General features: G+C 42.2%; 26 protein-coding genes and 1 pseudogene. 15 read left to right on the top strand and 12 right to left on the bottom strand.

What is annotated here, in order from left to right; all coding sequences use genetic code 11:
- Positions 1-26 precede the first annotated feature (26 nt).
- Positions 27-1,028: a flotillin-like protein FloA gene (floA, locus tag DW121_RS04920; RefSeq protein WP_117710673.1), complete on the top strand. Its 1,002-nt coding sequence runs from the start codon at positions 27-29 to the stop codon at positions 1,026-1,028.
- 95 nt (positions 1,029-1,123) lie between these two features.
- On the top strand, positions 1,124-2,002 hold the full coding sequence (locus tag DW121_RS04915) for a nucleoside phosphorylase (RefSeq protein ID WP_117710674.1): 879 nt from the start codon (positions 1,124-1,126) through the stop codon (positions 2,000-2,002).
- Here the strand turns inward: DW121_RS04915 and DW121_RS04910 are convergent.
- Positions 1,999-3,589: pseudogene (locus DW121_RS04910) on the bottom strand (histidine kinase dimerization/phospho-acceptor domain-containing protein). The gene DW121_RS04915 and the pseudogene DW121_RS04910 sit on opposite strands and share 4 nt — an antisense overlap.
- Before the next feature lie 123 nt (positions 3,590-3,712).
- On the opposite strand from DW121_RS04910, the gene mnmE reads away from it, so the two are divergent.
- Entirely contained in the window at positions 3,713-5,098 is a 1,386-nt protein-coding gene (gene mnmE / locus DW121_RS04905; RefSeq protein WP_118323163.1) for a tRNA uridine-5-carboxymethylaminomethyl(34) synthesis GTPase MnmE, read from the top strand.
- 150 nt (positions 5,099-5,248) lie between these two features.
- Here mnmE and DW121_RS04900 read toward each other — a convergent pair whose 3' ends face one another.
- From DW121_RS04900 to DW121_RS04880, 5 genes are all read right to left on the bottom strand, one after another.
- Positions 5,249-6,163: an alpha/beta hydrolase-fold protein gene (locus tag DW121_RS04900; protein ID WP_118323162.1), complete on the bottom strand. Its 915-nt coding sequence runs from the start codon at positions 6,161-6,163 to the stop codon at positions 5,249-5,251.
- Positions 6,164-6,175: 12 nt separating this feature from the next.
- A complete protein-coding gene (locus DW121_RS04895) occupies positions 6,176-7,795 on the bottom strand; it encodes a RagB/SusD family nutrient uptake outer membrane protein (RefSeq protein WP_233514850.1) in 1,620 nt (539 codons plus the stop codon).
- An 18-nt stretch (positions 7,796-7,813) separates the two neighbouring features.
- A complete protein-coding gene (locus tag DW121_RS04890; protein ID WP_233555771.1) occupies positions 7,814-11,122 on the bottom strand; it encodes a SusC/RagA family TonB-linked outer membrane protein in 3,309 nt (1,102 codons plus the stop codon).
- A gap of 203 nt (positions 11,123-11,325) precedes the next feature.
- Positions 11,326-12,321 (bottom strand): FecR family protein, encoded by a 996-nt coding sequence (locus DW121_RS04885; protein WP_117710694.1) that lies wholly within the window; start codon positions 12,319-12,321, stop codon positions 11,326-11,328.
- A 52-nt stretch (positions 12,322-12,373) separates the two neighbouring features.
- Complete coding sequence (locus DW121_RS04880) at positions 12,374-12,955, bottom strand: RNA polymerase sigma factor (protein ID WP_118323161.1); 582 nt, start codon at positions 12,953-12,955, stop codon at positions 12,374-12,376.
- 231 nt (positions 12,956-13,186) lie between these two features.
- On the opposite strand from DW121_RS04880, the gene DW121_RS04875 reads away from it, so the two are divergent.
- On the top strand, positions 13,187-13,999 hold the full coding sequence (locus DW121_RS04875; RefSeq protein ID WP_118323160.1) for a TrmH family RNA methyltransferase: 813 nt from the start codon (positions 13,187-13,189) through the stop codon (positions 13,997-13,999).
- On the opposite strand, the gene DW121_RS04870 is transcribed toward DW121_RS04875, so the two are convergent.
- The gene (locus DW121_RS04870) at positions 13,989-15,023 is read right to left on the bottom strand and encodes an alcohol dehydrogenase (RefSeq protein ID WP_118323159.1); all 1,035 of its coding nucleotides are present in this window, start codon (positions 15,021-15,023) and stop codon (positions 13,989-13,991) included. The genes DW121_RS04875 and DW121_RS04870 overlap by 11 nt on opposite strands.
- Positions 15,024-15,190: 167 nt before the next feature.
- Here DW121_RS04870 and DW121_RS04865 point away from each other — a divergent pair, with 167 nt between their 5' ends.
- The 9 genes from DW121_RS04865 (at position 15,191) to DW121_RS04825 (ending at position 21,970) form a co-directional block, all read left to right on the top strand.
- Positions 15,191-15,640 (top strand): DUF6078 family protein, encoded by a 450-nt coding sequence (locus tag DW121_RS04865; protein ID WP_118323158.1) that lies wholly within the window; start codon positions 15,191-15,193, stop codon positions 15,638-15,640.
- A 234-nt stretch (positions 15,641-15,874) separates the two neighbouring features.
- Positions 15,875-16,555: a glycine zipper family protein gene (locus tag DW121_RS04860; protein ID WP_118323157.1), complete on the top strand. Its 681-nt coding sequence runs from the start codon at positions 15,875-15,877 to the stop codon at positions 16,553-16,555.
- An 86-nt stretch (positions 16,556-16,641) separates the two neighbouring features.
- Positions 16,642-16,854, top strand: a complete 213-nt coding sequence (locus DW121_RS04855) for a hypothetical protein (protein ID WP_117710700.1) — start codon at positions 16,642-16,644, stop codon at positions 16,852-16,854.
- A 7-nt stretch (positions 16,855-16,861) separates the two neighbouring features.
- Positions 16,862-18,505, top strand: a complete 1,644-nt coding sequence (locus DW121_RS04850) for an RluA family pseudouridine synthase (RefSeq protein WP_118323284.1) — start codon at positions 16,862-16,864, stop codon at positions 18,503-18,505.
- 31 nt (positions 18,506-18,536) lie between these two features.
- Positions 18,537-18,974: a GNAT family N-acetyltransferase gene (locus DW121_RS04845; protein ID WP_117710701.1), complete on the top strand. Its 438-nt coding sequence runs from the start codon at positions 18,537-18,539 to the stop codon at positions 18,972-18,974.
- A gap of 41 nt (positions 18,975-19,015) precedes the next feature.
- Positions 19,016-19,240, top strand: a complete 225-nt coding sequence (locus tag DW121_RS04840; RefSeq protein WP_233514852.1) for a hypothetical protein — start codon at positions 19,016-19,018, stop codon at positions 19,238-19,240.
- Between the two features lies 1 nt (position 19,241).
- Entirely contained in the window at positions 19,242-20,150 is a 909-nt protein-coding gene (locus tag DW121_RS04835; protein WP_118323156.1) for a hypothetical protein, read from the top strand.
- Positions 20,151-20,170: 20 nt separating this feature from the next.
- A complete protein-coding gene (locus DW121_RS04830; protein WP_117710703.1) occupies positions 20,171-20,563 on the top strand; it encodes a VOC family protein in 393 nt (130 codons plus the stop codon).
- A gap of 108 nt (positions 20,564-20,671) precedes the next feature.
- A complete protein-coding gene (locus tag DW121_RS04825) occupies positions 20,672-21,970 on the top strand; it encodes a glycoside hydrolase family 28 protein (RefSeq protein ID WP_117710704.1) in 1,299 nt (432 codons plus the stop codon).
- Here the strand turns inward: DW121_RS04825 and nfo are convergent.
- The 3 genes from nfo to DW121_RS04810 form a co-directional block, all read right to left on the bottom strand.
- On the bottom strand, positions 21,960-22,808 hold the full coding sequence (gene nfo, locus DW121_RS04820; RefSeq protein WP_117710952.1) for a deoxyribonuclease IV: 849 nt from the start codon (positions 22,806-22,808) through the stop codon (positions 21,960-21,962). The genes DW121_RS04825 and nfo overlap by 11 nt on opposite strands.
- A 22-nt stretch (positions 22,809-22,830) precedes the next feature.
- On the bottom strand, positions 22,831-23,142 hold the full coding sequence (locus DW121_RS04815; protein ID WP_117710705.1) for an MGMT family protein: 312 nt from the start codon (positions 23,140-23,142) through the stop codon (positions 22,831-22,833).
- Between the two features lie 78 nt (positions 23,143-23,220).
- Complete coding sequence (locus DW121_RS04810; RefSeq protein WP_117710706.1) at positions 23,221-23,703, bottom strand: PepSY-like domain-containing protein; 483 nt, start codon at positions 23,701-23,703, stop codon at positions 23,221-23,223.
- 159 nt (positions 23,704-23,862) lie between these two features.
- Between DW121_RS04810 and DW121_RS04805 the strand changes: the two genes are divergently transcribed.
- Together DW121_RS04805 and DW121_RS04800 are read left to right on the top strand one after the other, a co-directional pair.
- Positions 23,863-24,318: a GNAT family N-acetyltransferase gene (locus tag DW121_RS04805; protein ID WP_117710707.1), complete on the top strand. Its 456-nt coding sequence runs from the start codon at positions 23,863-23,865 to the stop codon at positions 24,316-24,318.
- Positions 24,311-24,685 (top strand): nitrous oxide-stimulated promoter family protein, encoded by a 375-nt coding sequence (locus tag DW121_RS04800; RefSeq protein ID WP_117710708.1) that lies wholly within the window; start codon positions 24,311-24,313, stop codon positions 24,683-24,685. Before DW121_RS04805 ends, DW121_RS04800 begins: the two co-directional genes overlap by 8 nt.
- Here the strand turns inward: DW121_RS04800 and DW121_RS04795 are convergent.
- Positions 24,631-24,837 (bottom strand): hypothetical protein, encoded by a 207-nt coding sequence (locus DW121_RS04795; protein ID WP_117710953.1) that lies wholly within the window; start codon positions 24,835-24,837, stop codon positions 24,631-24,633. The two genes, DW121_RS04800 and DW121_RS04795, sit on opposite strands and share 55 nt — an antisense overlap.
- 2 nt (positions 24,838-24,839) lie before the next feature.
- Positions 24,840-25,304 carry a MaoC family dehydratase gene (locus DW121_RS04790; RefSeq protein WP_117710709.1) on the bottom strand — a complete coding sequence of 155 codons (465 nt, stop codon included), beginning with the start codon at positions 25,302-25,304 and terminating at the stop codon, positions 24,840-24,842.
- Positions 25,305-25,454: the final 150 nt, after the last annotated feature.

Below are 25,454 nucleotides of genomic sequence, written 5' to 3'. Positions count from 1 at the left end.
ATAGTAACCATTAATAACTAAAAATCATGGATCCAAGCACAATGTATCTCACTGCCTTCATTATCGTAGGCGGTATCATTTTTCTGGTACTGTTTTTCCACTACGTACCATTTTTCCTATGGCTGTCCGCCAAAGTTTCAGGAGTAAACATATCACTGGTCCAGCTATTCCTGATGCGCATCCGTAACGTACCGCCTTACATCATTGTGCCGGGCTTGATTGAAGCGCATAAAGCCGGTCTGAGCAACATCACCCGCGATGAATTGGAAGCACACTACCTTGCCGGCGGACACGTCGAGAAAGTAGTACATGCGTTGGTATCCGCTTCCAAGGCCAATATAGAATTACCTTTCCAAATGGCAACCGCCATTGACCTTGCCGGACGTGATGTGTTCGAGGCAGTCCAGATGTCGGTAAACCCGAAGGTTATTGACACTCCTCCTGTCACTGCAGTGGCAAAAGACGGTATCCAGCTAATTGCCAAAGCCCGTGTCACTGTACGCGCCAATATCCGTCAACTGGTAGGTGGCGCAGGAGAGGACACAATCCTTGCCCGTGTAGGTGAAGGTATCGTATCGTCCATCGGTTCTTCCGAGAACCATAAATCCGTTCTGGAAAATCCGGACTCTATCTCGAAACTGGTGCTCCGCAAAGGACTGGATGCCGGTACGGCTTTTGAAATCCTGTCCATTGATATTGCCGACATCGACATAGGTAAGAACATCGGTGCAGCTTTACAGATAGACCAAGCAAATGCCGACAAGAACATCGCTCAGGCAAAAGCGGAAGAACGCCGTGCCATGGCCGTTGCCAGCGAACAGGAAATGAAAGCCAAAGCACAGGAAGCACGTGCCAAAGTAATTGAAGCCGAGGCGGAAGTGCCTAAGGCTATGGCTGAAGCATTCCGTAGCGGCAACTTGGGCATAATGGATTATTATCGCATGAAGAACATTGAGGCCGATACTTCGATGCGCGAGAACATTGCCAAACCGACAACCGGCACATCCAGTCAGCCGTTGAGCAAGTAAACCGGTAAATTCATCAATATAAACGTCGGAACCGGTGAACAGAAACCGGTTACCGGCGTTTTCTCTTTATAAACGAACTTATAATATCCTGTAACATGAAAAAGTATTTTGCATCTTCCGAACTGATAATCAATGAAGACGGTTCCGTTTTCCATTTACATGTAAAGCCCGAATGGCTGGCAGATAAAGTAATCCTTGTGGGTGACCCCGGACGAGTGGCACTGGTTGCCTCCCATTTTGAGAGTAAAGAATGTGAAGTGGAGAGCCGCGAGTTCAAAACGATTACAGGTACATATAAAGGTAAGCGCATTACCGTCGTTTCTACCGGTATCGGTTGTGACAATATCGATATTGTAATGAACGAATTGGATGCCCTTGCCAATATCGACTTCCAAACCCGGGAAGAAAAGTCTCAGTTACGTCAGCTGGAATTGGTGCGTATCGGCACTTGCGGCGGTCTGCAACCTTATACTCCTGTGGGAACTTTTGTTTGCTCCGCCAAATCTATCGGTTTTGACGGCTTGCTGAACTTCTATGCCGGACGTAATTCTGTTTGCGACTTACCTTTCGAACGCGCTTTCCTCAACCACATGGGCTGGACGGGAAATATGTGCGCACCGGCTCCTTACGTGATTGATGCAGATACCGAATTGATAAACCGCATAGCCGGAGATGATATGGTGCGAGGTGTAACCATCGCCGCAGGTGGCTTTTTCGGCCCGCAAGGACGCGAACTTCGTGTACCTCTGGCAGATCCGCATCAAAATGAGAAGATTGAAAAATTCGAATATAACGGCTATAAGGTTACCAATTTTGAAATGGAAAGTTCCGCATTGGCCGGTCTTAGCCGCCTAATGGGACACAAGGCTATGACAGTTTGTATGGTAATAGCCAACCGCTTGATTAAGGAAGCCAATACAGGATATAAAAATACCATTGACCACCTTATCCTTAAAGTGCTCGAACGTATTTAAGCGTCTTGCAATAAAACCCTGACCGTCTCTTTCAAGCGGTCTAATGAATAAGGTTTTACTACAACCTTATCACATCCCGCCTGATATGCCTGTTGTTTTGCTGTATAGCATGAGTGTTCCGCTATAGCAACAACGGGTATAGCAGCGGAAACTTGTTTCATCTTCTCTATCACTTGCACACCATCCAATTTGGCAAGTTTCAGATTGATTAATACAAAATCAGGCTTGTCATTAAGGAAGCACTCTATGGCCTCCTCCCCATCCCTTGCCCACAACATCTCATAACCTTTTTTAAACAAGCCATCTATCTCATTCCATTTCAACAACACACCCTAATACAATACGCCCCTCTGAGGTATTTTTAATGGCATTGGACATAAAGTTAGAAAGTACCTGGGTCAATCGGTTTCGGTCGGTATTGATAGTGATATCCTCCTTAGGCAGTATTACTTCCAATTGTATCGCATGGGGTATTTTAAGACGATGTACCTTTGCCACCTCCGTCAGTAAAGCCGACAAAGACACCGGACCGAAATGCATCTCAGACCGTCCTGATTCAATGCGGGATAAATCCAATATATCATTGATAAGTTGCAGTAACAAGCCGCTATTTTTCTGAATAATCTCCAAATACTCCTTCTTTTCATTCTCATCTTCAGTCAGAGACACAATTTCAGAGAAACCGACTATTGCATTCAACGGAGTACGGATTTCATGGCTCATATTAGCCAAAAAGAGTGTTTTCATACTATCAGCTTCTTCCGCCTTCCGCTTAGCCTCAATCAGTTCATTCGAACGGCGTACACGATCACTAATATCATGAATCAATGCCAAGACCTTATTGCCTTCAAAGGGTACAATGCGAGCCTGGAAGTAGTAACGTCTCCCGTCCACATCCAACGGATATTCAATCTCCCGCAGTTGATTATCCTCCAAACATTCATGAATATTCTTCAAGAAAAGTTCACTTACCTGTGGAGAATAGATAGAACGACCGTCCGCTCCTTTCAGAACTTCCACCGGGTGAAGCAATACTGTACCCGGAGCCATCATCACATCAATAAGAAAGAATTTGTCATCAAATATAAATATGAATTCAGGGAGCGCCTCTATTATTTTCCGGTTATGTTCGGCAAGACGGGCTATCTCCAACTCTTTTTCGCGTTTGGCAGTCACATTCACTGTATACACCACCAACTTCTGCGGATGTCCATAGTCATTCCGCTGATAAGACAGAAAATGGTCTTCCACCCAAACCACCTCTCCCCGGCTTCCGACAAAACGATATGGAATCTGTGCGGTTTTTGTCTCCGACTTCAACATTTTTTCAAACTCCTCCTGATAGGACGGCAAATCATCCGGATGAATAAAATGATAGGACTCCTCCATATCCTTAAAATGTATATTCAGTTTATCCAAACCTAATATCAGAAAATAATCATCCGAAAAACTACATCTTCCCGTAGGGATATCATATTCCCACAAAGCTATTTGATGTGCAGTCAGAACAGAAACAATCTTCTGAAAATCTTCCTGTATTGTTTCTCTTTCGTCACTTCTCCAATAGGAGTTATATTCGGCCTCCATAGATGTCTTGTTTGTAGTCATTAATTCATACGAAGTTACGATAAAAGCTAAGAACTTGCATCATTGTAGCTGCTTTTTTATGAAGAAAGCATTATCTTTGTCAAATAAAACAAGCTGGAAATCATGAACCAAGATACTATCTGCGCTATAGCTACCGCCCAGGGAGGGGCTATCGGATGTATTCGTGTCTCCGGACCGGAAGCTATCGAAATCACATCCCGTATTTTTATCCCTGCGGCTACCAATAAAAAGTTAGAGGACAGCAAACCTTATACGCTCACTTTCGGACGAATTTATGACGATTCTGAAGTTATAGATGAAGTGCTCGTCAGCTTGTTTCGTGCCCCTCATTCCTATACAGGTGAGAATAGTACGGAGATTACTTGTCATGGTTCCGCCTACATTCTGCAGAAAGTATTGCAACTACTAATCAAGAACGGCTGCCGCATGGCCGGTCCGGGTGAATATACCCAACGCGCATTCCTTAATGGCAAAATGGATTTAAGCCAGGCAGAGGCTGTTGCAGACCTAATCGCTTCCTCTTCTGCAGCTACTCACCGTCTTGCCATGAGCCAAATGCGAGGCGGTTTCAGTAAAGAACTTGCCACCCTACGCGATCAACTACTCCATTTCACCTCACTCATCGAACTGGAATTAGACTTTAGCGATCACGAGGAACTGGAATTTGCCGACCGCTCCGAACTTTGTCAGTTAGCGGATAACATCGAAAAAGTGATAACCCGCTTGGTGAACTCCTTCAGTGTAGGTAATGCCATAAAGAATGGGGTTCCGGTAGCCATCATCGGAGAAACAAACGCAGGAAAATCCACGTTACTCAATGTTTTGCTTAATGAAGAAAAAGCTATTGTCAGCGACATTCATGGTACTACGCGCGATGTGATAGAAGATACGGTCAATATCGGTGGCATCACTTTCCGCTTTATTGATACGGCAGGTATTCGTGAGACCAACGATACCATCGAAAATCTTGGTATAGAACGCACTTTTCAAAAGCTGAATCAGGCGGAAATTGTTCTTTGGATGATTGACGCTACGGATGCCCAAGCTCAAATTACACAGTTGTCCAATCAACTCCTTCCCCGCTGTGAAGGGAAACAACTTATCCTCGTTTACAATAAAGTGGATTTAGTGAATAATATGCAGAATACTATTCCTGCCTACTTTCCTGATAGTGTAAAATCAATCACCTTATCTGCAAAAAAAAGAGAACATATAGAAGAACTTCAGCAGATGCTAATAACATCCGCCCATCTTCCTGCAATTACTCAAAATGATGTCATAGTAACAAATGTCCGTCACTATGAAGCATTAAACAATGCACTGGAAGCCATTCATCGAGTTCAAAAAGGTCTGGCAAATAATATTTCCGGAGATTTCGTATCACAAGATATTCGGGAGTGTATTTTTCATTTGAGTGATATTGCGGGAGAGGTAACGAATGATATGGTATTACAAAATATATTTCAGCATTTCTGCATCGGAAAATAACACATTACACCAACTACATTAGCAAACAGTCCATCAAACATAGAGGTTAGAAAAGCATATATATGCTTTTCTAACCTCTATGTTATCTCCGATATTTCACCGATAATGAAACTTTTACAATAGATTCAAGTAATTATAATTAAGTTACAGCTATTTTGTCTCATTCCGAACTCTTTCCATAAACAAAAAAACATGAGGAAGAACAACTGGTATCATTTCTCCATGCCCTTTATTTACCTCCATATACTCCACCTCATAGTTCTTTTCAGACATATATTTATAAATCAACCGGCTACTTTTACTTGCCGACTTAGAGCCTTCAGATATAAAGACCGGTATATTGCTAATACTATCCCAAGGATATCCATGCTCAAGCACAAAAGGACCAGACATCGGAGCTAATCCTTTCCAATAATTAGAGTATTTTGCACCTAAATACCAAGTACCTCCAGCTCCCATAGAGTGTCCTGTTAAAAACATATTTTTTTTATCTATTGGATATTCGGCAAGAATCAATTCCAACACATTAATAATATCTTTCTCACTTAATATTTGTTCTTCCTTAGAATACATTTTATTTCTCCCTGCAGCAATTATCTTAGAGCTTTCTTCTGTTTCACCAAATACAGCTGGTAACAACAGATTATTGCCATAAGCTGCATGACAACCCAATGGAGAAACCAATAAGTATCCATATTTTTCGGCTAACTTGATGAGTTGTCTATCATTAGCATCTACATATGAATTTTCATCATTCCACCCACCATGCAAAAACATTACTAACGGTAAATCACTTTTGCCATCCCAATTTTGAGGCACATATAACCTATATGGCATATTTTCATTGGCCTCTTTAAAAAAATAATTTCGATGTTGGTCTCCTTTTGCTCTCCAATATCCAACCTGTGGGTCTACTATGGACAGAGCATTTTTCCGAGCGGCTTCAATTTGAGACTTTGCATCCAGCGCTGTCCCAAAAGAAATTAAAGGAGTACACTCTTCTTGGGCTAAACAATAATTAGCTCCTATGATAGCAATTAGCAATTGTACAAATATCTTCTTCATTTTTTAATACCTTTATTTATTCATCTCATTTCCTTGCAAATTCTTATTATTATTTAGCTCTTGTTGTGGAAATGGATAGTACATAGCTTTTTCTGTCCAACCCAAATCTTTTATAGATTCCAGCCATTTCTCATCTGCCATTCCCCACCTCAACAGATCAAAATAACGTAAATACTCACCACAAAATTCAACATATCTTTCGTGCACAATCAAATTTTTGACATTATTCATTGGAACTCCATTTATTACACTTCCTGAAGCTAAAAGAGTTTCAACGTCCGGAATAGTTCCAGGAGAGTGTTGATACCACAAATGTGGCTGTTCAGAGGGTACTATATTATTTGCACGTGATCGTACAACTTGAATCCAATATTTAGGGCCATTTGGATCTGTTATCGCTAGATTATCATGCCCTGCCTCATGTAAGCATTCTGCATACATAAGCAATATATCTGCATAACGCATCAACCTTTCATTATGCTCATTTGCAATATTCCCAATTTGATAATCTAAACAATACTTACGTGTACCATAAAGTGAAACTTCCACCGGGTAATGTCCATACATATATTCCCAATCGGCTACATTACCATTTAGTTCTGTATAATAAGCACCTTCAGGGCACCATAGGGTCATAAATTTTCTCGGGTCACCTTCCTCAAATTCGTTGTAAGTACGCTGATTCGGAGCTAATTGCCACCAAGCACTCCCTGTTCCGCTAGGAACACCTATCATTTGCCACCGTAAGGAATAGGATTGTTCAAAAAAATCTGCTCCTAATAACATTTGCACTTCAAATATTGATTCTTTATTATTTTCATTATTTCCTACTGAATTATCCCGGAAATTGTCCACAAGCTCGTATTCATTACTATCAATTATTTCCTTCAACACTTTTTCTGCTTTACTAAATTCGGCAGTGGAGCCTTTCTCTAATAAAGGACGATACAGATATGCCCTAGCTAAGTATCCTTGTGCAGCTCCCTTAGTTGCCCTACCAATATATGACTCATTTTCATATAACTTACTACGAACCGGCAAAAGTTCAGCCGCTTTAGAGAAATTATCAATGATAAATGCATATATTTCACCCCGTTGGGCATTTCCTTTGTAATAGTCACTGGCATCAGTTACCGAATGATCATACAGGGGAACCGTTTCTCCAAACAACATACACAGATGCATATAATGTAATCCTCTCAGAAAATAGGCTTCACCCAACATTCTATCCCTAATACTCTCCTGAATATCACCAGTATAATTTTCTATTTTCTCTATTGCCAAATTTGCAGCATATACTCCTGAAAAGAAATCTTTCCATGAATTTAAAATAGTAGCATCATACGCAGGAGTAGTATATGTATCTTGAAAAATAGTATTAGATGGTGTTGCATCAAAATCATCACCCGGAGCCAACTGATTATTGAATGCGCCTACAGCATAGCCTCCCTGTGACACTCCGAACAAAGCCTGATAGGCAGGTATAATAGCTGCTTCTAATTGTTCAATTTTTGTATAATATGTCTCCGTCGATACTTCTTCAGGATTATTCAAATCCATATTTGGCACACATGCAGTTGCCCCAACCATTGTAGTTACTAACAAAGTATATATTTTAAGAAATTGTTTCATATCGAATAAGTTTTTTAATTAAAATACAAGTTCAAGTCCCATGTAATATTCTCTTATGTTAGGAAATGTAGAGCCCCATGTAGATGAAGCATCAATTCCCCTAGTAAGATTGTTCTCTGTATTTTGATCTCCTACTTCAGGGTCAAAGCCTGAATAACCTGTAAATGTCAAAAGATTCTTACCGCCAATAAAGAATTTCATTTTCTCTATATTCAATTTCTTTATTAAATTAGTTGGTAAGGAGTACGATAATACCAAAGATTTCAAACGTAAATATTTTCCGTCTTCCACAAACCTATCAGATTTCCTAGAGTTTTGATTCGGATCTCCAAAAACAGCTCTTGGAATATCGGTGTCTGTATTCTTTGGATATATTGTAGTAACGCCTGATACCGGATTGGTAAATGACAACTCTTCTGCACGATACCGGTTTTTTGTACTGGCAAAGCAATTAGTATATCCAAACATTCCTTCACCATAATATCTGGTATTATTATATATATCATTACCATAAGTTCCCTGCCATATCATTGATAAATCAAAAACACCTACATTGGTACGGTAGCTCAAATTTGAACTTAGTCCAAAGTTCAGTTTCGGAATTGGATTTCCTATAAAATCCTGATCATCAGCATTTAGTTTACCATCATTATTCAAATCCTTGAAACGTACATCTCCTAATTGTGCATTAGGTGCAAATGCCTTATCTTCATTAAGTTGATCAACAGAGGTATAAAGTCCATCAGTAACATATCCCCAAAACATTCCTATTGGTTTGCCAACAACTGTTTTTGAAATTTCATTCGAAGCAAATATTTCATTTTTAGTTCCCAATTCTACAACCTTATTCTTTACAGAAGATAAATTTGCAGAAATTGAATAATCAAGTTTCTTATACCTATTTCTATATGTAATCATAAGTTCCATACCCTTATTCTGAATACTACCCGCATTTAAAACAGGAAAAACATCTCTAAAGCCAGCTGCAAATGAAATTGGCACTTCTACAAGCATATCTTTGGTCTTCTTATAAAAATAATCAAATGTAAAGGACAAATGGTTATTGAACATTGACAGATCCAGTCCTAAATCTGTAGAATATTGGCTTTCCCACTTTACATCAGGATTTGAAGGAGTGGTAGGAAATCCTCCAGCTACCCTTACATTGTTTAAATAATAGCATATTTTATCAAATGATACAGTACTTTGGTATTGATAAGCATTAATGTTAGAATTTCCTAATATCCCCCAGCTTCCTCTAATTTTAAGATCAGTAATGAAATCCAGATTTCTCATGAATTTTTCCTGACTAACTCTCCAAGCTGCAGAAAATGAAGGAAAATTACCATAGCGATTTTTTTTACTAAAGTTCGAAGAGCCATCTCGACGGAAGTTTATTGTCATCATATATTTACTATCGTAACTGTAGTTGATTCTTCCCAACAATGAATACATAGCAGATTCGAATTCTGAAGAGCCGACTGTCCTTGAATCATAATCTCTTGTTGTTCCCAAAGAAAGAACAGATTCACTCGCCAAGGCCCTTACCCCTGCATTCACTCCCAATCTTTTTGTTTGCTCCGATGTTACACCAATCAAAGCGCTGATATTATGCTTACCAAAATCTTTCTCATACGAAAGAGTATTTTCGTATAGTACTCTGTTTGACTTAATACTAGAAAGGTCGTACTGATCAGGAGAATGTGTACAATAAATAATAACATAATCACCATCATAATTTTGAGTCATAGTAGTATAGAAATCAACCCCCATATTGAATTTATATTTCAAACCAGGCAGTATATTCCACACTCCCCATGCATTTCCGTTTATTAGTGTTGTTTCCGTCTTATTCCAATTTAAATGTGCTTGAGCTAAAGGATTTCCACAAGTTGTTCCATTGCTTGCCCCCATGAATCCTGTCGGATTATTTTCATCATAAAACGGAACCGTAGGTGACCATTGCAAAGATTCCAAAACATTTTTGTTGCTCCAGTCACGGTTAAGCCTTTTTATCGTAAATGTTTCACCAAACTCAAAATTCCCAACTTTAAAATCTGAGATAAACTGTAATCCCAAACTCTTGCTATCTTCTTTTATGAATGTCGGTTGATCAGAAGAATAGACTCCATTAATTCTAAAATGAGCCGTTTCCGAACCACCATTAAGCGATAAGTTGTGTTTCTGATAAAATCCCGTACGTTTAAGGGCATTCAACATATTGTATCCCTCACCAATAGATTCAGGATTTGAAAGAGCTTTCATATAATCATTCCGCGTCGGGTCGGCATTGTATAATTCCTCATTAACCAATTCAGCCAGCTCCCGTCCATTCAACAGATCTATAGTATGTTGTAATTCCTTAAGCCCTGCATAACCATTATATTCCACCTTAACTTTACCTACTTGCCCCCGCTTTGTGTTAATAAGTATCACACCATTAGCCCCTCTTGCTCCATAAATAGCACAAGAAGCTGCATCTTTTAAAATCTGGATACTTTCAATATTATTTTCATCAGGTACAGCACCTCCAATCATTCCGTCCACGACATATAATGGATCTGTATCATTTATACTTCCCACACCACGAATGCGGATTCTCCCATTTGTTATCTGCACTCCGGGCACTGAACTCTGCAATCCCGTTTCCAACCCATTTGGCAATTGTCCTATATCCTTAGACGAGAGTGTGGCAATTGAAGAAGACAAATCCACCTTTTTTTGAGTTCCATAACCAATCACTATAACTTCATCCAATGCTTGTGTATTTTCTTCTAAAGTGATAGAAAATGAATTATTTGATTTAAGTGATAACTCTTGCTCAATATAGCCCATATATGAAACAACCATGACGCCTTCATAAGGTACTTCAAGTTCAAAATGACCGTTTATATCTGTAATAGCACCTATATTAGTCCCTTTTATCATAATATTTGCTCCTATAACAGCATCTCCTGATATATCCCTTACTATACCGGTAATATGTTTTGTTTTTTTATTTGCATTATTAATCTTTTCAGAAATAACAATCGATTTAGATGATATTATGCTGTAATATAAATTTCTATTCTTTAGTGCTTCATCTAACACGACATTAACAGTAGCATTTAATTTAGAAATAGAAATGTCTTTCTTATTATCAATAGTTGCGTTACGGTAAGAAAAACGATAGGTAGTTTGTTGTTCAATTGTTTTAAAAACTTCTTTGAGAGATGCGTTTCTCACATTAACAGACACTTTCTGTACTTGTGAGAAAACATTCTCACAACAGAAACATGACAATAACATAAAAACAATAAAACACCTCATTTTCAAATGATTGTTCATGACATTATAAATTAAAGTTAATAAATACCCTCTTCTTGAGAGGCTATAAGTAAAGACAATACATATTTAAAAAGGTACCATTAAAAATCTATGTTAAATAACATATTACGTATACCTCCTTAAACCAAAAATGAGTAATTTAAACTGTCCTATGATTATACTGTTATTTACAACTTACCAGATTGTGTTTATATCATTTTGTCCTATCGTGCCAAAACCGTAACATCTGCCTTTATAAAAACTATTTTACGACCTTCTACTACAGCCTTTACATTATATGATTTTTCAATAATTTCAAGAGCTTCATTCAAACTTGATGTAGGCAATGTTCCTGTAAAAAGGTCATTACCGGAAATTACTGTATCTAATTTTATTTGAACAGCAAATGCCTCTTCTACTTTTTTCAAGACATCTCCCAATGGCAGGTTTCTAAATACCAAATCGCCTCTTTTCCATGCGGTTGCAGTTGACACATTCTCTGCTGTGCTCACCGTAATAACGCCCGTACTATAATCCAAAACAGCTGTTTGACTTGGCTGTAAAACCACTTCTTTTCCTGTTTTTAAAGAGGTAAAGAGTACACTGCCTGTTTCCAATGTTAATTCAGCTGCAAAATTGTCCTCACGTGCAGACAAATTAAAAGAGGTTCCCAATACTTTTACTTTAAAATCTTTAGATAATATATAGAAAGGGGATTCTTTACGTTTACTCACCTCAAAATAAGCCTCTCCATTAAACTTTATCTCACGTTTATCTTTATTATAAGAATTCGGTTTATAACACAATCTAGAATTATAATTCATGGTTACTTTAGTCTTATCAGGAAGAGTAATACTAACTTTCTCACCCGGACCGGTAGTGACCAACATCTCTTCAGCTACATAATTAACGTTCTCAATATATAAATATATACTAATAGTAATAAAGACAGGTAACATGATGGCGGCGGCTATCTTCAGCACCTTTATCATATTGTTTCTAAACACATTAGGATTAGTAATTCTTGAATCTATTTTTTTCTTTATTTCATTTATGCGTGCATCATCAACATCAGCAATGGCTATCTCATCATTCATCCAATGTTCACGCATTACGTTCTCTATTTTTTCAATATTTCCTATATTGAAATCATTCCTCAATTTTGATAATTCTTCAATAGATAAATTATCATTTCTATATTTCTGATCTAAATCTTTCATACTTTCATTTTTTTATGACAAATCGGAAGAGATAAAGTACTTTTTTTTCTGTCTAATTAACAAATAACAACAAAATGATTATAATCAAAGCTTTTTTTAGAATTTCCCGTAATTTTTTTAATCCAATAGAAAGCTGATTTTTAACCGTTTGTTCACTTAATAACAATTTCTCCGCAATTTCCTTATTTCCTAATTGATGTAATAAAGAAAGTTCCAAAACTTTTCTCTGTGTAGCGGGCAACTCTTTTATTACTGACTTTAGCTGAAAAACAAACTCATCATACTCCATTTTTTTAGTAGGGTCACTACCAGATATTAAATATGGACAATTTACAAAATCTTCGTATATCGGGGAGTTTATCTTGGCATGATATGCATTAATCAGCCGATTTCTGGACATTATAAAAAGTAAAGACTTTAATGTTTCTTCTTGGCGAATTTCTTTTCTTATTTTCCATAAATGTACAAAAACATCCTGCACAATATCCTCAGCATCTTCTACATTCTTAGTGTATTGCAAACAATATGCATACAAGCGCTTAGCATACATGGCATATATTTCATCAAATGCCTTTCGAGAGCTTTTTTTCAAGTCCCGAATTAGTATTTGCTCAAATTGATAACTACAATCCATACGATATGATATCCATTGCAGAAGTTAGTAGAATTAATATTAGATACTTCCAATTAATTATGAAAGTAAGTCAACAAGCACATGATTTATATGCAATATTCGCAATTTATATCGATATCTGCAAACATTATTTATAGATACTGATTGAAAAATCAACTATCTTTGCTTTGCAAGTCAATGGACTTATATTTCTAAAAAATCATATTACCAATAAAACAAAGACTTATAAATATGCCCATCATCGAAATATCCTCCCTCTCCCACCCCGGAGTAGAAATCTTCAGTACCCTTACCGAAGCTCAGTTGCGCAACCGTATCGAGCCTTCCAAGGGCATATTCATTGCAGAAAGCCCCAAAGTCATTTCTGTTGCCATAAACACAGGTTACGAACCTTTAGCCCTCTTGTGCGAAGAAAAGCACATCACCGGTGATGCCGCCCCTATCATAGAGCGTTGCGGAGACGTTCCGGTCTATACAGGTAAAAGGGAATTACTTGCCACGCTTACCGGATACACTCTTACCCGCGGTGTCCTTTGTGCCATGCGTCGTCCCAAGCCACGCAGTGTCGAAGAGATTTGCCGGAAAGCCCGCCGGATTGTGGTAGTAGACGGGGTAGTAGACACCACCAACATCGGAGCGATTTTCCGTTCAGCAGCCGCTCTCGGCATAGATGCCGTATTGCTTACCCCAACTTCCTGCGATCCGCTCAACCGCCGCGCCGTAAGGGTTTCTATGGGTTCGGTATTTCTCGTGCCGTGGACTTGGCTGGACACTCCCATCAGCAAACTTGGCAACTTAGGTTTCCGCACGGCAGCTATGGCGCTCACCGATGATTCAATCTCTATTGCCGACCCCGTCTTGACCAGCGAACCCAAGCTGGCTATCGTAATGGGTACTGAAGGTGACGGGCTATCATGCGAGGCGATTGCCGAAGCCGACTATGTAGTGCGCATCCCTATGTCACACGGTGTCGATTCGCTCAATGTGGCAGCCGCTGCTGCCGTAGCTTTCTGGCAACTCCGTGCACCGGATTCTAATAAGTAATCGCAACCTTAATCACCCCTTCCAATCTGTTTTCAAAGACATGATAGGCCTCCTCAATTCGCTCCAAAGGAAAGCGGTGTGTGATAAGCGGTGTAGTATCTATCTTACCTTCCTCAATCAGACGGAGTATTTCCGCGCAATCGCATCCGTCTACCCCACCTGTTTTGAAAATCAGATTCTTACCGTACATATCGGGTAAAGGAAGAAGCTGCGGTTTATCATAAAGGGCAACGACAGTGACTACTGCATTGGGACGGGCACACTCCCACGCCATGCGAAAGGTATCTTCAACGCCGGCCACTTCCAGCACGACATCGGCACCGCCATGCTCACTATTCCGAAGCACAAACTCCCTGCAATGCTCCGGTGTTGTCACCAGCACATCAGGATAATGCCGGCGAATAAACCGAGTCCTTTCGGCCGATTTTTCACAGACAATGACACGCTTCGGGTTCTTCAACATCACACAAAGCAAGGTGCATATCCCGGTAGGACCTGCCCCTATAATAAGTACGGTATCATCTTCGGAAATCTCCGAGATACGAGCCGCCCAAAAGCCCGTTGCAAGCACATCGCCCACAAAAAGCGCCTGTTCATCACTTACCGAATCAGGAATGCGGTTCAATCCCCGGTCGGCATAAGGAACTCTTACATACTCCGCCTGCCCGCCGTCAATACGGCATCCTAACGCCCAACCGCCATTCGCATCCGTACAATTATTCACATATCCGTGCCGGCAGAAAAAGCACTCGCCGCAAAAAGTCTCAACATTTATGGTGACCCTGTCACCCGGCTTTACCGAGGTCACGCCCTCCCCGACTTCTTCAACAATACCCACCATTTCGTGTCCGACCGTTATGCCGGGAACAGCACGCGGCACGCTGCCGTGTTTGATGTGCAAATCACTGGTACAGATGCTGCCGAGCGTTACGCGCACAATAGCGTCGCGCGAATCCTTCAGTTCGGGTTTCGGCTTATCCGACAGTTCAAATCTTCCATGTTCGATGTATGTATATGCAAGCATAGTATCCTCCTCAATTATCAGTTCCTGTTTTTGGGGCGAATATAAACATTACATTCCTGATAAAAGAACGATAATAGAAAATATTTATAGGCATCTCACGCCCGTAAGAATAAGAATGGTTACATTTGCAGACAGATATCAGAATCCCCACATAACCACAATCCATAATGAACAAAAAAGAACTTACATTTTCAGATATTCCCAATAACTTCCTATGGTGCACCAACCGACAATGTCCCAAAGCCGGAACTTGCCTCAGACAATTGGCTGAAAAGCTTTCACCGGAAGAACGAATTTCTTGTACTACCATCAATCCCAAGCATTTAGATAAATTCAAAGAGGAGTGCCCTTACTTTCGCACCAATAAGCAAGTAAAGTACGCCAAAGGCTTCCTCGGGATTATGGAAAACCTCACCGCCAAGCAAACACGCTTCTTCATCAACCGGATTATCAGCAATTCCAGCCGCCGCACCTATTACCGTGTACGCAATGGCGAACGGGTATTATCTCCTGCCGAGCAACAAAGCATAATAAACATACTCAAAGAGTGCGGAGCAACTTTCTCCATTGAATTCGATTCTTACTTTGAGGATTATTATTGGGGCGATACATTATAATATGCCAACCATTGCCACCTCACTGGCACAACCTTGCCTGTTAGCTGGCACAGTTATGCCAACGAGTAGGCACAGTTGTGCCAGCTAAGTGGCACAACCGGTTCGGAATACAGTCTTATTATGTCCGTCTCCGATAGAGTTTTTATGCATTAAGAGAACACAAAAGAGTGAAAGAGAACAGGCAACTTTCCATATATTTGCCTATCTTTGTACTATCAACTAAAGCTCAACGATATGAAGAGACAGATTGCAGTGTTAACCGCTTCGTTGCTCATCCTGTCCGGTTGCGGCACAAGCCGGATGGCATCGGGCGATCCCGGCGCGATATTTGCGGGTGCCGCCATCGGTGGAAATGTCGGCAGCGCCATCGGTGGTTTGATAGGCGACAATCACGGCGGCTGGCGGGGCGGTTACCGAGGCTCGGCCATCGGCACAATCATCGGAACCATTGCAGGAGCTGCCATAGGCAATGCCGTCTCCGCCCCGAAACAAGAAGAATTCAGCTATCGGATAGAAAGAACTGAGCCCTACGAACCGCAACCCGAAACCTATCCCGCTCCCTCTGTCTTCGATAATCTGAGAATACGCAATATACGTTTTATCGACGATAACCGCGACCATATAATCACTTCCGGTGAAAACAGCAAAGTGATTTTTGAAATCATGAACGAAGGAAATCAAACGATATATAATGTAGTCCCCATAGTGACAGAAACTACGGGTATGAAGCGCATCTATATTTCTCCGCCCGTAATGGTGGAACAGATTGCCCCACACAACGGTGTGAAGTACACCGCCAACATCAGTGCCGGAGACCGGATAAAGACGGGTGACATCACCATACGCGTAGCCGTAGCCGACGGTAACGGACAACAATACGACTGGCAGGAATTTTCACTGCCCACCGAACGGTAAAAGAAATCATACAGAAAACATTCTATGCCTCCGTGTCTCTGTGTTCAGAGAAACAAGCATTGAACGACCTATAAACAACAAGAATTATGGCTGACAACTATCTGGAAAACCAATACGAACAATACCAGGCACGCAAGGCCGCTTGGGAAAGAGAACGTAAATACGGAAAGAAAAAGAAATCGGTACACCCGCGTCCTTTGCCACAACAAGCCGGAGACGATGTTGCGACCGACCCGGAAGAAGACAACAACAGCGCCCCTTACATCAATACAGACAACGACAACTTCATTGATGACTAATCCCATTATGCTGCACACTTTCCATACGCCCGTAACAGACATACCACTGCCGGAAAAGTTCACCTATCCCTTTTGCTACACCCCGCACCCGCTCTGCATAGCCGCAGCAAAAGAGGTGCAGAACTACCTCAACCGACAAGACCGATGGAAAGAAGAACTGGCACAAGGCAAAATGTTCGGTGTATTGGTTGTGGAGACGGAGGAGGGTGAAACAGGGTATCTCGCAGCCTTTTCGGGTATCTTGGCGGGCAAAAATGTGCACCCTTTCTTTGTGCCGCCCGTGTACGACTTATTACAGCCGCAGGGGTTCTTCAAAATAGAAGAGGAACAAATATCACAAATCAACGTACGTATCAGGCAGTTGGAAGAGGATGAAGACTACAAACGGCAGATTGAACAGCTGGCCGCCTTGCAACAAACTGCCCGAAAGTCTTTGGAAGAAGCCAAACTGCAAATGAAAGCTGCCAAGGAGCAGCGGGAAGAACGGAGACAAAAAGCTCTCTCATCTCCCGGTTTCCGACTCACTCCCGAAGAAGAAGCTGTCCTGATACGCGAAAGCCAGTTTCAGAAAGCCGAATACAAACGGATGGAACATACATGGAAAGAGCGGCTTGCTCCTTTGCAGCAAGCCGTCGCCGCCCGTGAAGCCGGCATACAATCTCTGAAAACCGAACGAAAGGTACGCTCCGCCGCCCTGCAGCAAAAATTGTTTGAACAGTTCAAAATGCTGAATTACCGGGGAGAAATCAAGACCCTTTGCGACATCTTTGAGCAAACCGTACACAAGACTCCCCCCGCAGGCGCCGGCGAGTGTGCCGCCCCCAAACTGTTGCAACAAGCCTATCTGCATGGTTGGAAGCCCATTGCAATGGCAGAATTTTGGTGGGGAGAATCTCCCAAAACAGAAATACGGCATCACGGGCATTACTATCCTGCCTGCAAAGGTAAGTGCGAACCGATTCTGAAGCATATGCTGCAAGGCCTTGAAGTGGACGGAAATCCAATGCTGAAAGAACTGCAAGCCACCGGGAAAGAACTGGAAACCGTCTACGAAGACGAATGGCTGGTGGCGGTTAGCAAACCGGCAGGTATGCTATCCGTCCCCGGCAAGGAAGACGCGGTTTCCGTTTACAGTGTGCTACGTGAACGGTATCCGGATGCGGATGGTCCGCTGATTGTGCATCGCTTGGATATGGCTACATCGGGTCTGTTGGTGGTTGCAAAAACCAAGCAGGTTCACCAGCACCTGCAAGAGCAGTTTAAAAACCGCAGTGTTCAAAAACGCTATATAGCATTACTCCAAGGCACAGTCTCCCAAGATACGGGAACGGTTGAGTTGCCGCTATGCCTGAATCCGCTTGACCGACCCCGGCAAATGGTGCATACCGGACATGGCAAACCCGCCATAACAGACTTTGAGGTTTTGGTACGCAAGGACAATTATACCCGCATCGCCTTTTATCCCCGCACCGGACGCACACACCAGCTTCGGGTGCACGCCGCCCACCCGCTTGGATTGCACTGTCCCATCATCGGTGACGAACTCTATGGAGCGAAAGCCGAACGGCTGTACCTGCACGCGGAAAAACTGGAGTTTATCCACCCGATAACCGGAGAGAAAATAAGTATTACCCGGAAAGCCGACTTTTAATTCATTGATTTATCACAATAATATATACCCAATGACAATCCTCCGCCCCACCCCGCAAGACTACGACGAACTTCTCACCGTATGGGAAGCCTCCGTACGCAGCACCCACCATTTTCTGACAGAAGAGAACATACAGTTCTACAAACCCTTAATACGGAACCAATACTTCCAAGCCGTAGAGCTTTACGTCATTCGCAACCGGGAAGGAAATATAGCAGCTTTTATGGGACTGAGCGATGAACTCATTGAAATGCTCTTTGTCCATCCCGATGAACAGGGAAAAGGATATGGAAAGCTGTTCATACAATACGCGCTCCACGAAAAACATATATATAAGGTAGACGTCAACGAACAAAACGAACAGGCGTACCAATTCTATCTGCATACAGGTTTCCAACCTATAGGAAGGGATGAAACCGACCCTACGGGAAACCCTTTTCCCATATTGCACCTGCAATGGGAAGCGTAAAAACGCTACATCATATAAACTAAAATAAAGAAAAAAATACAATGAAAAGCCATAAACAATATAAAAATGAAAATCAATGTTGGACTGAGGAAATTCAAGCGTTAAATGAAGCAGTACAACGTGATACGAAGAAATGGAAAATTATTGGATGCTTCTTTGCCTTGTTTGCAAGTCTATCATTTTGCGGCTCATTTTTTGCGGCTTGCTTTATCTGTGAGACAGCAACAATATGTCAATATAAACAGACTATGACAGAAAAAAAGTGACATGAAGAAACAGAAAAAAAAGAGCAACAAGCAATCGAGGCGTGAAATCATAGCCGATGTCAAGCGTAGAGAAGCCGAGTGGCGAAAGCAAAGGAGAAAAGAAAGGTGGCGTATATGCAAATTCCATATCTTGTTTTGGGGAGCATTTATATCTTTCTTCCCATTACTTATATTCGTCACGGAGTCAGATATACGTAACACCTTCACCAATATCATACTGGGATTGATAACCATTAACGGTTGGATTTACCTGTTCATGTACCTCCTATTTAAAGAAGCCCGGAATTTAACCGTCCGGATACCTTTGAAAAATGGCGGAAGTACGGGAAATGCGCAATGGTCAACAGATTCTTCAAGGATTCCGGTAGAGCCTGAATATTTAAGCCGGTGTGATGACAAACAGATTGTTATTGATAATGACGGCATCTCGGTGAGAATGGTGAGTTTCCTGATCTGGCTCTTTATATTTTTAGTTTCGGTTTGCGCTGGTTTAACTCCTTCAAACCTTACAACTGAAGATTATGGAAGTATATTACTGCTTCTTGAGCTGTACTTGATTATCCTGACAGCAGGAATAAGTGCCATTCTACAGCCGTGGCGGCGGATTGTTTTTGATCGTGTTTCCAAAACCGTAACGATACCAGGACGACTTCTGTTGCATAAAAAAGAAACGATACCTTATAGTCAAGCTGAACTCACGATTCGTTATTACAGGCGTGGTTCATGGCTTGCACCAGATATAATAATTTCCAATGCCGATTCATCCAGTCTGTTAAGTGGAGTCTCCTTGATGCCCGGTGATCTGGATAAGGCCAGGTGTTTTGCACGTTTCATACAACTATACATGGAAGAAGAGGAGTTGCCGGACATACCGGAATTTGAGAAATGCAGAAATAAGGTAAACGTTTAAATTAAAATAAAAATTGACTCATGAGAATACACCACATCGCCGTCTGGACCTTCCGATTAGAAGACATGAAAGAGTTTTATATCCGCTACTTTCAAGGCACAAGTAACGACAAGTACATCAACCCCAAAAAAGGATTTGAGTCCTACTTTATCCGCTTCGACAGCGGAACCGAGTTAGAATTGATGAGCCGTACCGATGTACAAAACACTGCCATTAAAGAAAACAGGCTGGGATTAACCCATTTCGCCTTTGCACTCAACAGCAAAGAGGAAGTTCTTGAACTGACGGAAAAACTGCGCAATGCCGGATATACCATTGCCGGAGAGCCTCGTACCTCAGGCGACGGCTATTTTGAAAGTGTAGTGCTCGACCCTGACGGCAACCGGGTGGAATGTGTATTCAAAGCAGTCTAAAAAGTCATTTTACATAGAATTTACATCAACACCTTTCACCCCACATTGTACTAAGTTTCTTATGTTTGCAGCATAATTCATAAGTTGATTTTAAATTTACCGGAAACCATGAAAATCATTGCATTTCTATTTACAGCGTTTATCAGTCTGCAAATGTTCGGACAAGAGAAATTCCCCGACGGCACACCAATTCCCGACTGGTTCAGACAAAACGAAATCGTAAACATTGAAACACTCGGAAAAAAATACACCATAACCGACTATGGTGTAGTGAACGACAGTACAATCCTGCAAACAGAAAAGATACAGGCAGTAATAGACCAAGCAGCCCAAAACGGCGGCGGTGTCATCATCATCCCCAAAGGAACGTTCCTCAGCGGTTCAATCTTCTTCAAGCCGCAGACACACTTATATATGGAAGAAGGCGCGGTATTGAAAGGAAGTGACGACATCAGTAACTTCGCCATTGTCAACACCCGTATAGAGGGGCAAAGCCTGAAATACTTCGCTGCCCTCGTAAATGCCGACAAAGTAAACGGTTTTACAATCTCCGGCAAGGGGACAATCAACGGCAACGGACACAGGTACTGGAAGTCATTCTGGCTGCGCCGTCAAGTTATCCCTAAATGTACCAATATGGACGAGTTGCGTCCCCGCTTGCTCTACATCTCCAATAGCAGCGATGTGCAAATCTCCGGAGTGCGCCTCATGAACTCACCGTTCTGGACTACACATATCTACCGCTGTAACAACATAAAATTGCTGAATCTCCATATCTTTGCCCCTGCCGCTCCGGTGAAAGCGCCAAGCAGTGACGCGATTGACATTGACGTATGCAACAACGTACTGGTTAAGAATTGCTATATGTCAGTCAACGACGATGCTGTAGCTCTGAAAGGCGGTAAAGGTCCATGGGCGGATAAAGATCCCAACAACGGCAGTAACACAAATATCATCATAGAAGATTGTACATACGGTTTTTGCCACAGCGGCCTAACGTGCGGCAGTGAGTCGATACACAACCGAAACATCATACTCCGCCGTTGCAAAATCAGTAATGCCACCCGTTTACTATGGCTGAAGATGCGTCCCGACACTCCGCAACATTACGAATATATCTTGGTGGAAGACATCACTGGCGACGCCAAGAGTATGCTGCTCATCAAGCCGTGGACACAGTTCTTCGACCTCAAAGGCCGTAAGGACATTCCTCTATCACGCGCCAACAACGTAACTCTGCGCAATATCAATCTGGACTGCGACATCTTCTTCAACGTAAGCAAGTCCGACCAATACGAATTGAAGGACTTCACTTTCGAGAATCTGAATATCAAAGCAAAAGATGCCAAATGTGATAAAGAGATTATCTCTAATTTTGAATGGAAAAACGTTAAGGTCAACCAATAACGTTTGTCTCAAAGCTGCGCAACATTCTGATTTCTTCCGCCCAAAGTGATTCATCGGGAGTCTCAAGCACAATCGGCATATCATTGAACCGTTCATCTTTCATGAAACGTTCAAAGAAACCCATACCGATTAGTCCTTTCCCGATGCTATCATGGCGGTCTACACGACTACCCAACGCCTTTTTGGAATCATTCAGATGGATAGCACGAAGGAAACCGAAGCCAACAGTCTTATCGAAATCCTCAAAGACCTTATCGTACTCGTTCACAATATCATACCCCGCCGTATACGTATGGCAGGTGTCGAGACAAACACCCACGCGCGATTTGTCTTCCACACGGTCGATGATATGCTTTAACTGCCAGAACTCATTGCCTACATTACTACCTTGCCCGGCTGTGTTTTCAATAACAGCCGTAACGCCCTGTGTCTCTCCCAATACCATATTGATAGACTCCGCTACCTTATCCAGACAAGCCTCAACGGAAATCTTGTTCAGATGACTGCCCGGATGGAAATTCAGCAATTTCAATCCCAGTTCTTCGCAACGCTGCATCTCATCCAGAAAAGCCGCACGGCTTTTCGCCAGTCCTTCCTCTTCGGGATGTCCCAAATTTATCAGATAGCTGTCATGCGGAAGAATATAACGTGCATCAAACCCATACTTCCCGCAGTTCTTCTTAAATAGAGCGATACTTTCCTGCGTCAGGGGTTTTGCCACCCACTGGCGCTGGTTCTTGGTAAACAAGGCAAAGGCATTCGCCCCTATTTCATGTGCATTGACGGGCGCCAGTTCCACACCGCCGCCGGCTGATACATGCGCACCTATAAATTTCATATTCCGAGTATTATTCATTAGTTTATTGTTCTATCATAAATTGCCACTGGGACTTTTTCATATCTACGAAGCCGTTTGCCTTGAACCGGACCCCTTCGTTTTCCAGCAACGTCCGTTGCTCCGTCCATCCCGGCACCAATCTACCCTGACTGTTCACAACCCGATGACAAGGCAGATTCAACTCCTCCGGTGCATGATGCATAGCCTGTCCCACCATACGCGAACACTGGGGCCTACCCGCCAGATAGGCTATCTGCCCATACGTCGTCACACGTCCCGCAGGGATAGCGGCAACAATACTGTAAATATCTTGCAGAAAAGCATCACGGTTCATAAAATAAAATCTTTCTTTCCGGCAAAGATAACGTAAACAGAAGGTATAAAAAACAAGTCCGGCTATTTTTTGTACGGTTTATAGGAAAGTGCCTGCCCCCAGCGTATTATCGTCATAGGTGATATTCTGCTGGCGGAGCATTTCGCCCTGAGGAGTAAACAACAGCTGATATTTTATCTGCACATTCGGTTTGCCCACTTGTATGGCCACGATGGATTGCCATTTGGGAAACTGCACCCAAATAACGTTCTGCACCACCCCGTCCGAAAACTGACTGGCAGCAAAGGCATTGAACACGGCGGCGGGCACTTCGTCCAACGTTTCCCAGTCTGTTTGCTTCATTACCCATTCCGCATCCGAATTGAACCAGACTTTGGTATCGAAGCCATTCATCATAAAATCCGCCACATAATATTCCTTATCCTGTGACCAAGCTATGCCGACGGCTGTGGGATAGATCTTTTTAAGAGCTATTTGCACGCTGTCGGGAGCATAACCGGCAGAAACGGATATAGATGCCAAAAGCATCAGAATCAATAAAGAAGTTTTCAATTTATTCATAATCGTTCAGGCATTAATGACTCACCGCAAATGATGCGGCAAGCATGGATTATACATATTACACGAATTATCACAGATTAATCAACAGTATCATTTCGTTTTTTGTTTGGTATTATACCTGCAAAGATTAATTTTGCAACGTAAATCCATGAAAGCGATATGATAAGCATATGTCCTGTTCTCCATAACAAGAAACAATACCTCGACCTCCTACTCCTCGCCGACGAGCAGGAACACATGATAGACCGTTATCTGGAACGTGGCGAAATGTTCGTCCTGACAGATGCAGGTGACATAAAAGCCGCTTGTGTCGTTACTCGTGAAGCGGAAGATGTTTTCGAGATAAAGAACATCGCCACCTACCCGCAATTCCAGCGACAGGGATATGGCAGGATGCTGATAGAATATCTTTTCGAACGGTATGCAGGCAGATGCCGAACCATGTTCGTAGGTACGGGCGACAGTCCTCTGACCGTTCCCTTTTATGAAAGCTGCGGATTCACATATTCGCACCGTATCCCCGACTTTTTTACGGACAACTATGACCATCCCATATACGAAGCGGGCAAGCAACTGAAAGATATGATTTACCTAAAACGCAGCATGAATGAGTAAAAATAATACCCGCCTATCACGCATCGCCCAAGAGCAACGCACCGTAGAACAGATGATCCGTCTCTACTGCCGCAAAAAAGAGGGCAACAAAGAACTCTGCCCGCAATGCCTCGAATTATTGGAGTATGCCCGCATACGCCTGTCCCGCTGCCCGTTTGGCGAAAAAAAGAGCACTTGCAGGCTCTGCCCCATTCATTGCTACAAGCCTGCCATGAAAGAACGGATGCGAGAAGTGATGCGGTATGCCGGACCACGAATGCTATTCTATCATCCTGCGGCGGCACTCCGGCATTTATGGAAGGAGTATATACATCAATATTTCAGCAAACGCCTCGGACTGCCATGCCAGGAACAGCATAAACAGTAGACCTCCGTCAAGTCATACCCTTCCAAAGAAGCGGCAAGGTCTTTGGGTACAATCTCTCCCTCGCGCGATACATATACAGGCAGGCGCTCCCCGTTACCGTTCAGCACAAAAAATGCCCCCACCTTGCATTGGGGGCATATCATTTTACGCATCATCAGTTAAAGTAATATAAGAAAATCGCGATTCCTTCGAGCGCTTTCTTCTTTTCACCCTCTATTTCGATGGCAAACTTGATTTCCGCCTTTGCCACACCACGCAGATTTGCCAACGAGTGCAGGGAAGCTACCAGACGGATGTTCTGTCCCGACAGTACAGCCTGACCGAACTTCATCTTGTCCATGCCATAGTTAATCATCATCTTCAGATTGTTTACCTCAATTATCTGGTTCCACAGATGGGGCAGCATGGAGAGAGTGAGATAGCCGTGAGCAATGGTACTCTTGAAAGGACTTTCGGTCTTGGCACGTTCGGTATCCACGTGAATCCACTGATGGTCCAGCGTTGCATCGGCAAAAAGGTCGATGCGCTCCTGCGTAAGCTCCACATACTCCGAAACGCCGATTTGCTGACCTACCAGTTTTTCAAAATCCTCATACGAGTTAATAATAACTTTTTCCATATATTCTTTGTTTTATTGGGTAAATAGCGTTGTAAACGGTAACAAAGATACCGCTTATCTCCGAATAAATTACAAGTGAATAGAGGGAATAAACATAAATTTGTACCTTTTTTATAAACAGATGCATATGGCTTTACATAACAACAAGAA

It is taken from the genome of Bacteroides sp. AM10-21B, assembly GCF_003472565.1.
GTDB classification, from domain to species: Bacteria; Bacteroidota; Bacteroidia; order Bacteroidales; family Bacteroidaceae; genus Bacteroides; species Bacteroides propionicigenes.
This window is presented reverse-complemented; position numbering and strand designations above follow the sequence as displayed.

What these genes read in the sequence shown, in the direction of transcription:
- mnmE (WP_118323163.1), top strand. Translation starts at nt 3,713, where the DNA reads ATGAACCAAGATACTATCTGCGCTATAGCTACCGCCCAGGGAGGGGCT.
- DW121_RS04890 (WP_233555771.1), bottom strand. Translation starts at nt 11,122, where the DNA reads ATGAACAATCATTTGAAAATGAGGTGTTTTATTGTTTTTATGTTATTG.
- DW121_RS04845 (WP_117710701.1), top strand. Translation starts at nt 18,537, where the DNA reads ATGACAATCCTCCGCCCCACCCCGCAAGACTACGACGAACTTCTCACC.
- DW121_RS04805 (WP_117710707.1), top strand. Translation starts at nt 23,863, where the DNA reads ATGATAAGCATATGTCCTGTTCTCCATAACAAGAAACAATACCTCGAC.
- DW121_RS04825 (WP_117710704.1), top strand. Translation starts at nt 20,672, where the DNA reads ATGAAAATCATTGCATTTCTATTTACAGCGTTTATCAGTCTGCAAATG.
- DW121_RS04830 (WP_117710703.1), top strand. Translation starts at nt 20,171, where the DNA reads ATGAGAATACACCACATCGCCGTCTGGACCTTCCGATTAGAAGACATG.
- DW121_RS04915 (WP_117710674.1), top strand. Translation starts at nt 1,124, where the DNA reads ATGAAAAAGTATTTTGCATCTTCCGAACTGATAATCAATGAAGACGGT.
- DW121_RS04895 (WP_233514850.1), bottom strand. Translation starts at nt 7,795, where the DNA reads ATGAAACAATTTCTTAAAATATATACTTTGTTAGTAACTACAATGGTT.
- DW121_RS04795 (WP_117710953.1), bottom strand. Translation starts at nt 24,837, where the DNA reads ATGCGTAAAATGATATGCCCCCAATGCAAGGTGGGGGCATTTTTTGTG.
- DW121_RS04900 (WP_118323162.1), bottom strand. Translation starts at nt 6,163, where the DNA reads ATGAAGAAGATATTTGTACAATTGCTAATTGCTATCATAGGAGCTAAT.
- nfo (WP_117710952.1), bottom strand. Translation starts at nt 22,808, where the DNA reads ATGAAATTTATAGGTGCGCATGTATCAGCCGGCGGCGGTGTGGAACTG.
- DW121_RS04850 (WP_118323284.1), top strand. Translation starts at nt 16,862, where the DNA reads ATGCTGCACACTTTCCATACGCCCGTAACAGACATACCACTGCCGGAA.
- DW121_RS04835 (WP_118323156.1), top strand. Translation starts at nt 19,242, where the DNA reads ATGAAGAAACAGAAAAAAAAGAGCAACAAGCAATCGAGGCGTGAAATC.
- floA (WP_117710673.1), top strand. Translation starts at nt 27, where the DNA reads ATGGATCCAAGCACAATGTATCTCACTGCCTTCATTATCGTAGGCGGT.
- DW121_RS04870 (WP_118323159.1), bottom strand. Translation starts at nt 15,023, where the DNA reads ATGCTTGCATATACATACATCGAACATGGAAGATTTGAACTGTCGGAT.
- DW121_RS04815 (WP_117710705.1), bottom strand. Translation starts at nt 23,142, where the DNA reads ATGAACCGTGATGCTTTTCTGCAAGATATTTACAGTATTGTTGCCGCT.
- DW121_RS04885 (WP_117710694.1), bottom strand. Translation starts at nt 12,321, where the DNA reads ATGAAAGATTTAGATCAGAAATATAGAAATGATAATTTATCTATTGAA.
- DW121_RS04790 (WP_117710709.1), bottom strand. Translation starts at nt 25,304, where the DNA reads ATGGAAAAAGTTATTATTAACTCGTATGAGGATTTTGAAAAACTGGTA.
- DW121_RS04880 (WP_118323161.1), bottom strand. Translation starts at nt 12,955, where the DNA reads ATGGATTGTAGTTATCAATTTGAGCAAATACTAATTCGGGACTTGAAA.
- DW121_RS04865 (WP_118323158.1), top strand. Translation starts at nt 15,191, where the DNA reads ATGAACAAAAAAGAACTTACATTTTCAGATATTCCCAATAACTTCCTA.
- DW121_RS04875 (WP_118323160.1), top strand. Translation starts at nt 13,187, where the DNA reads ATGCCCATCATCGAAATATCCTCCCTCTCCCACCCCGGAGTAGAAATC.
- DW121_RS04840 (WP_233514852.1), top strand. Translation starts at nt 19,016, where the DNA reads ATGAAAAGCCATAAACAATATAAAAATGAAAATCAATGTTGGACTGAG.
- DW121_RS04855 (WP_117710700.1), top strand. Translation starts at nt 16,642, where the DNA reads ATGGCTGACAACTATCTGGAAAACCAATACGAACAATACCAGGCACGC.
- DW121_RS04800 (WP_117710708.1), top strand. Translation starts at nt 24,311, where the DNA reads ATGAGTAAAAATAATACCCGCCTATCACGCATCGCCCAAGAGCAACGC.
- DW121_RS04860 (WP_118323157.1), top strand. Translation starts at nt 15,875, where the DNA reads ATGAAGAGACAGATTGCAGTGTTAACCGCTTCGTTGCTCATCCTGTCC.
- DW121_RS04810 (WP_117710706.1), bottom strand. Translation starts at nt 23,703, where the DNA reads ATGAATAAATTGAAAACTTCTTTATTGATTCTGATGCTTTTGGCATCT.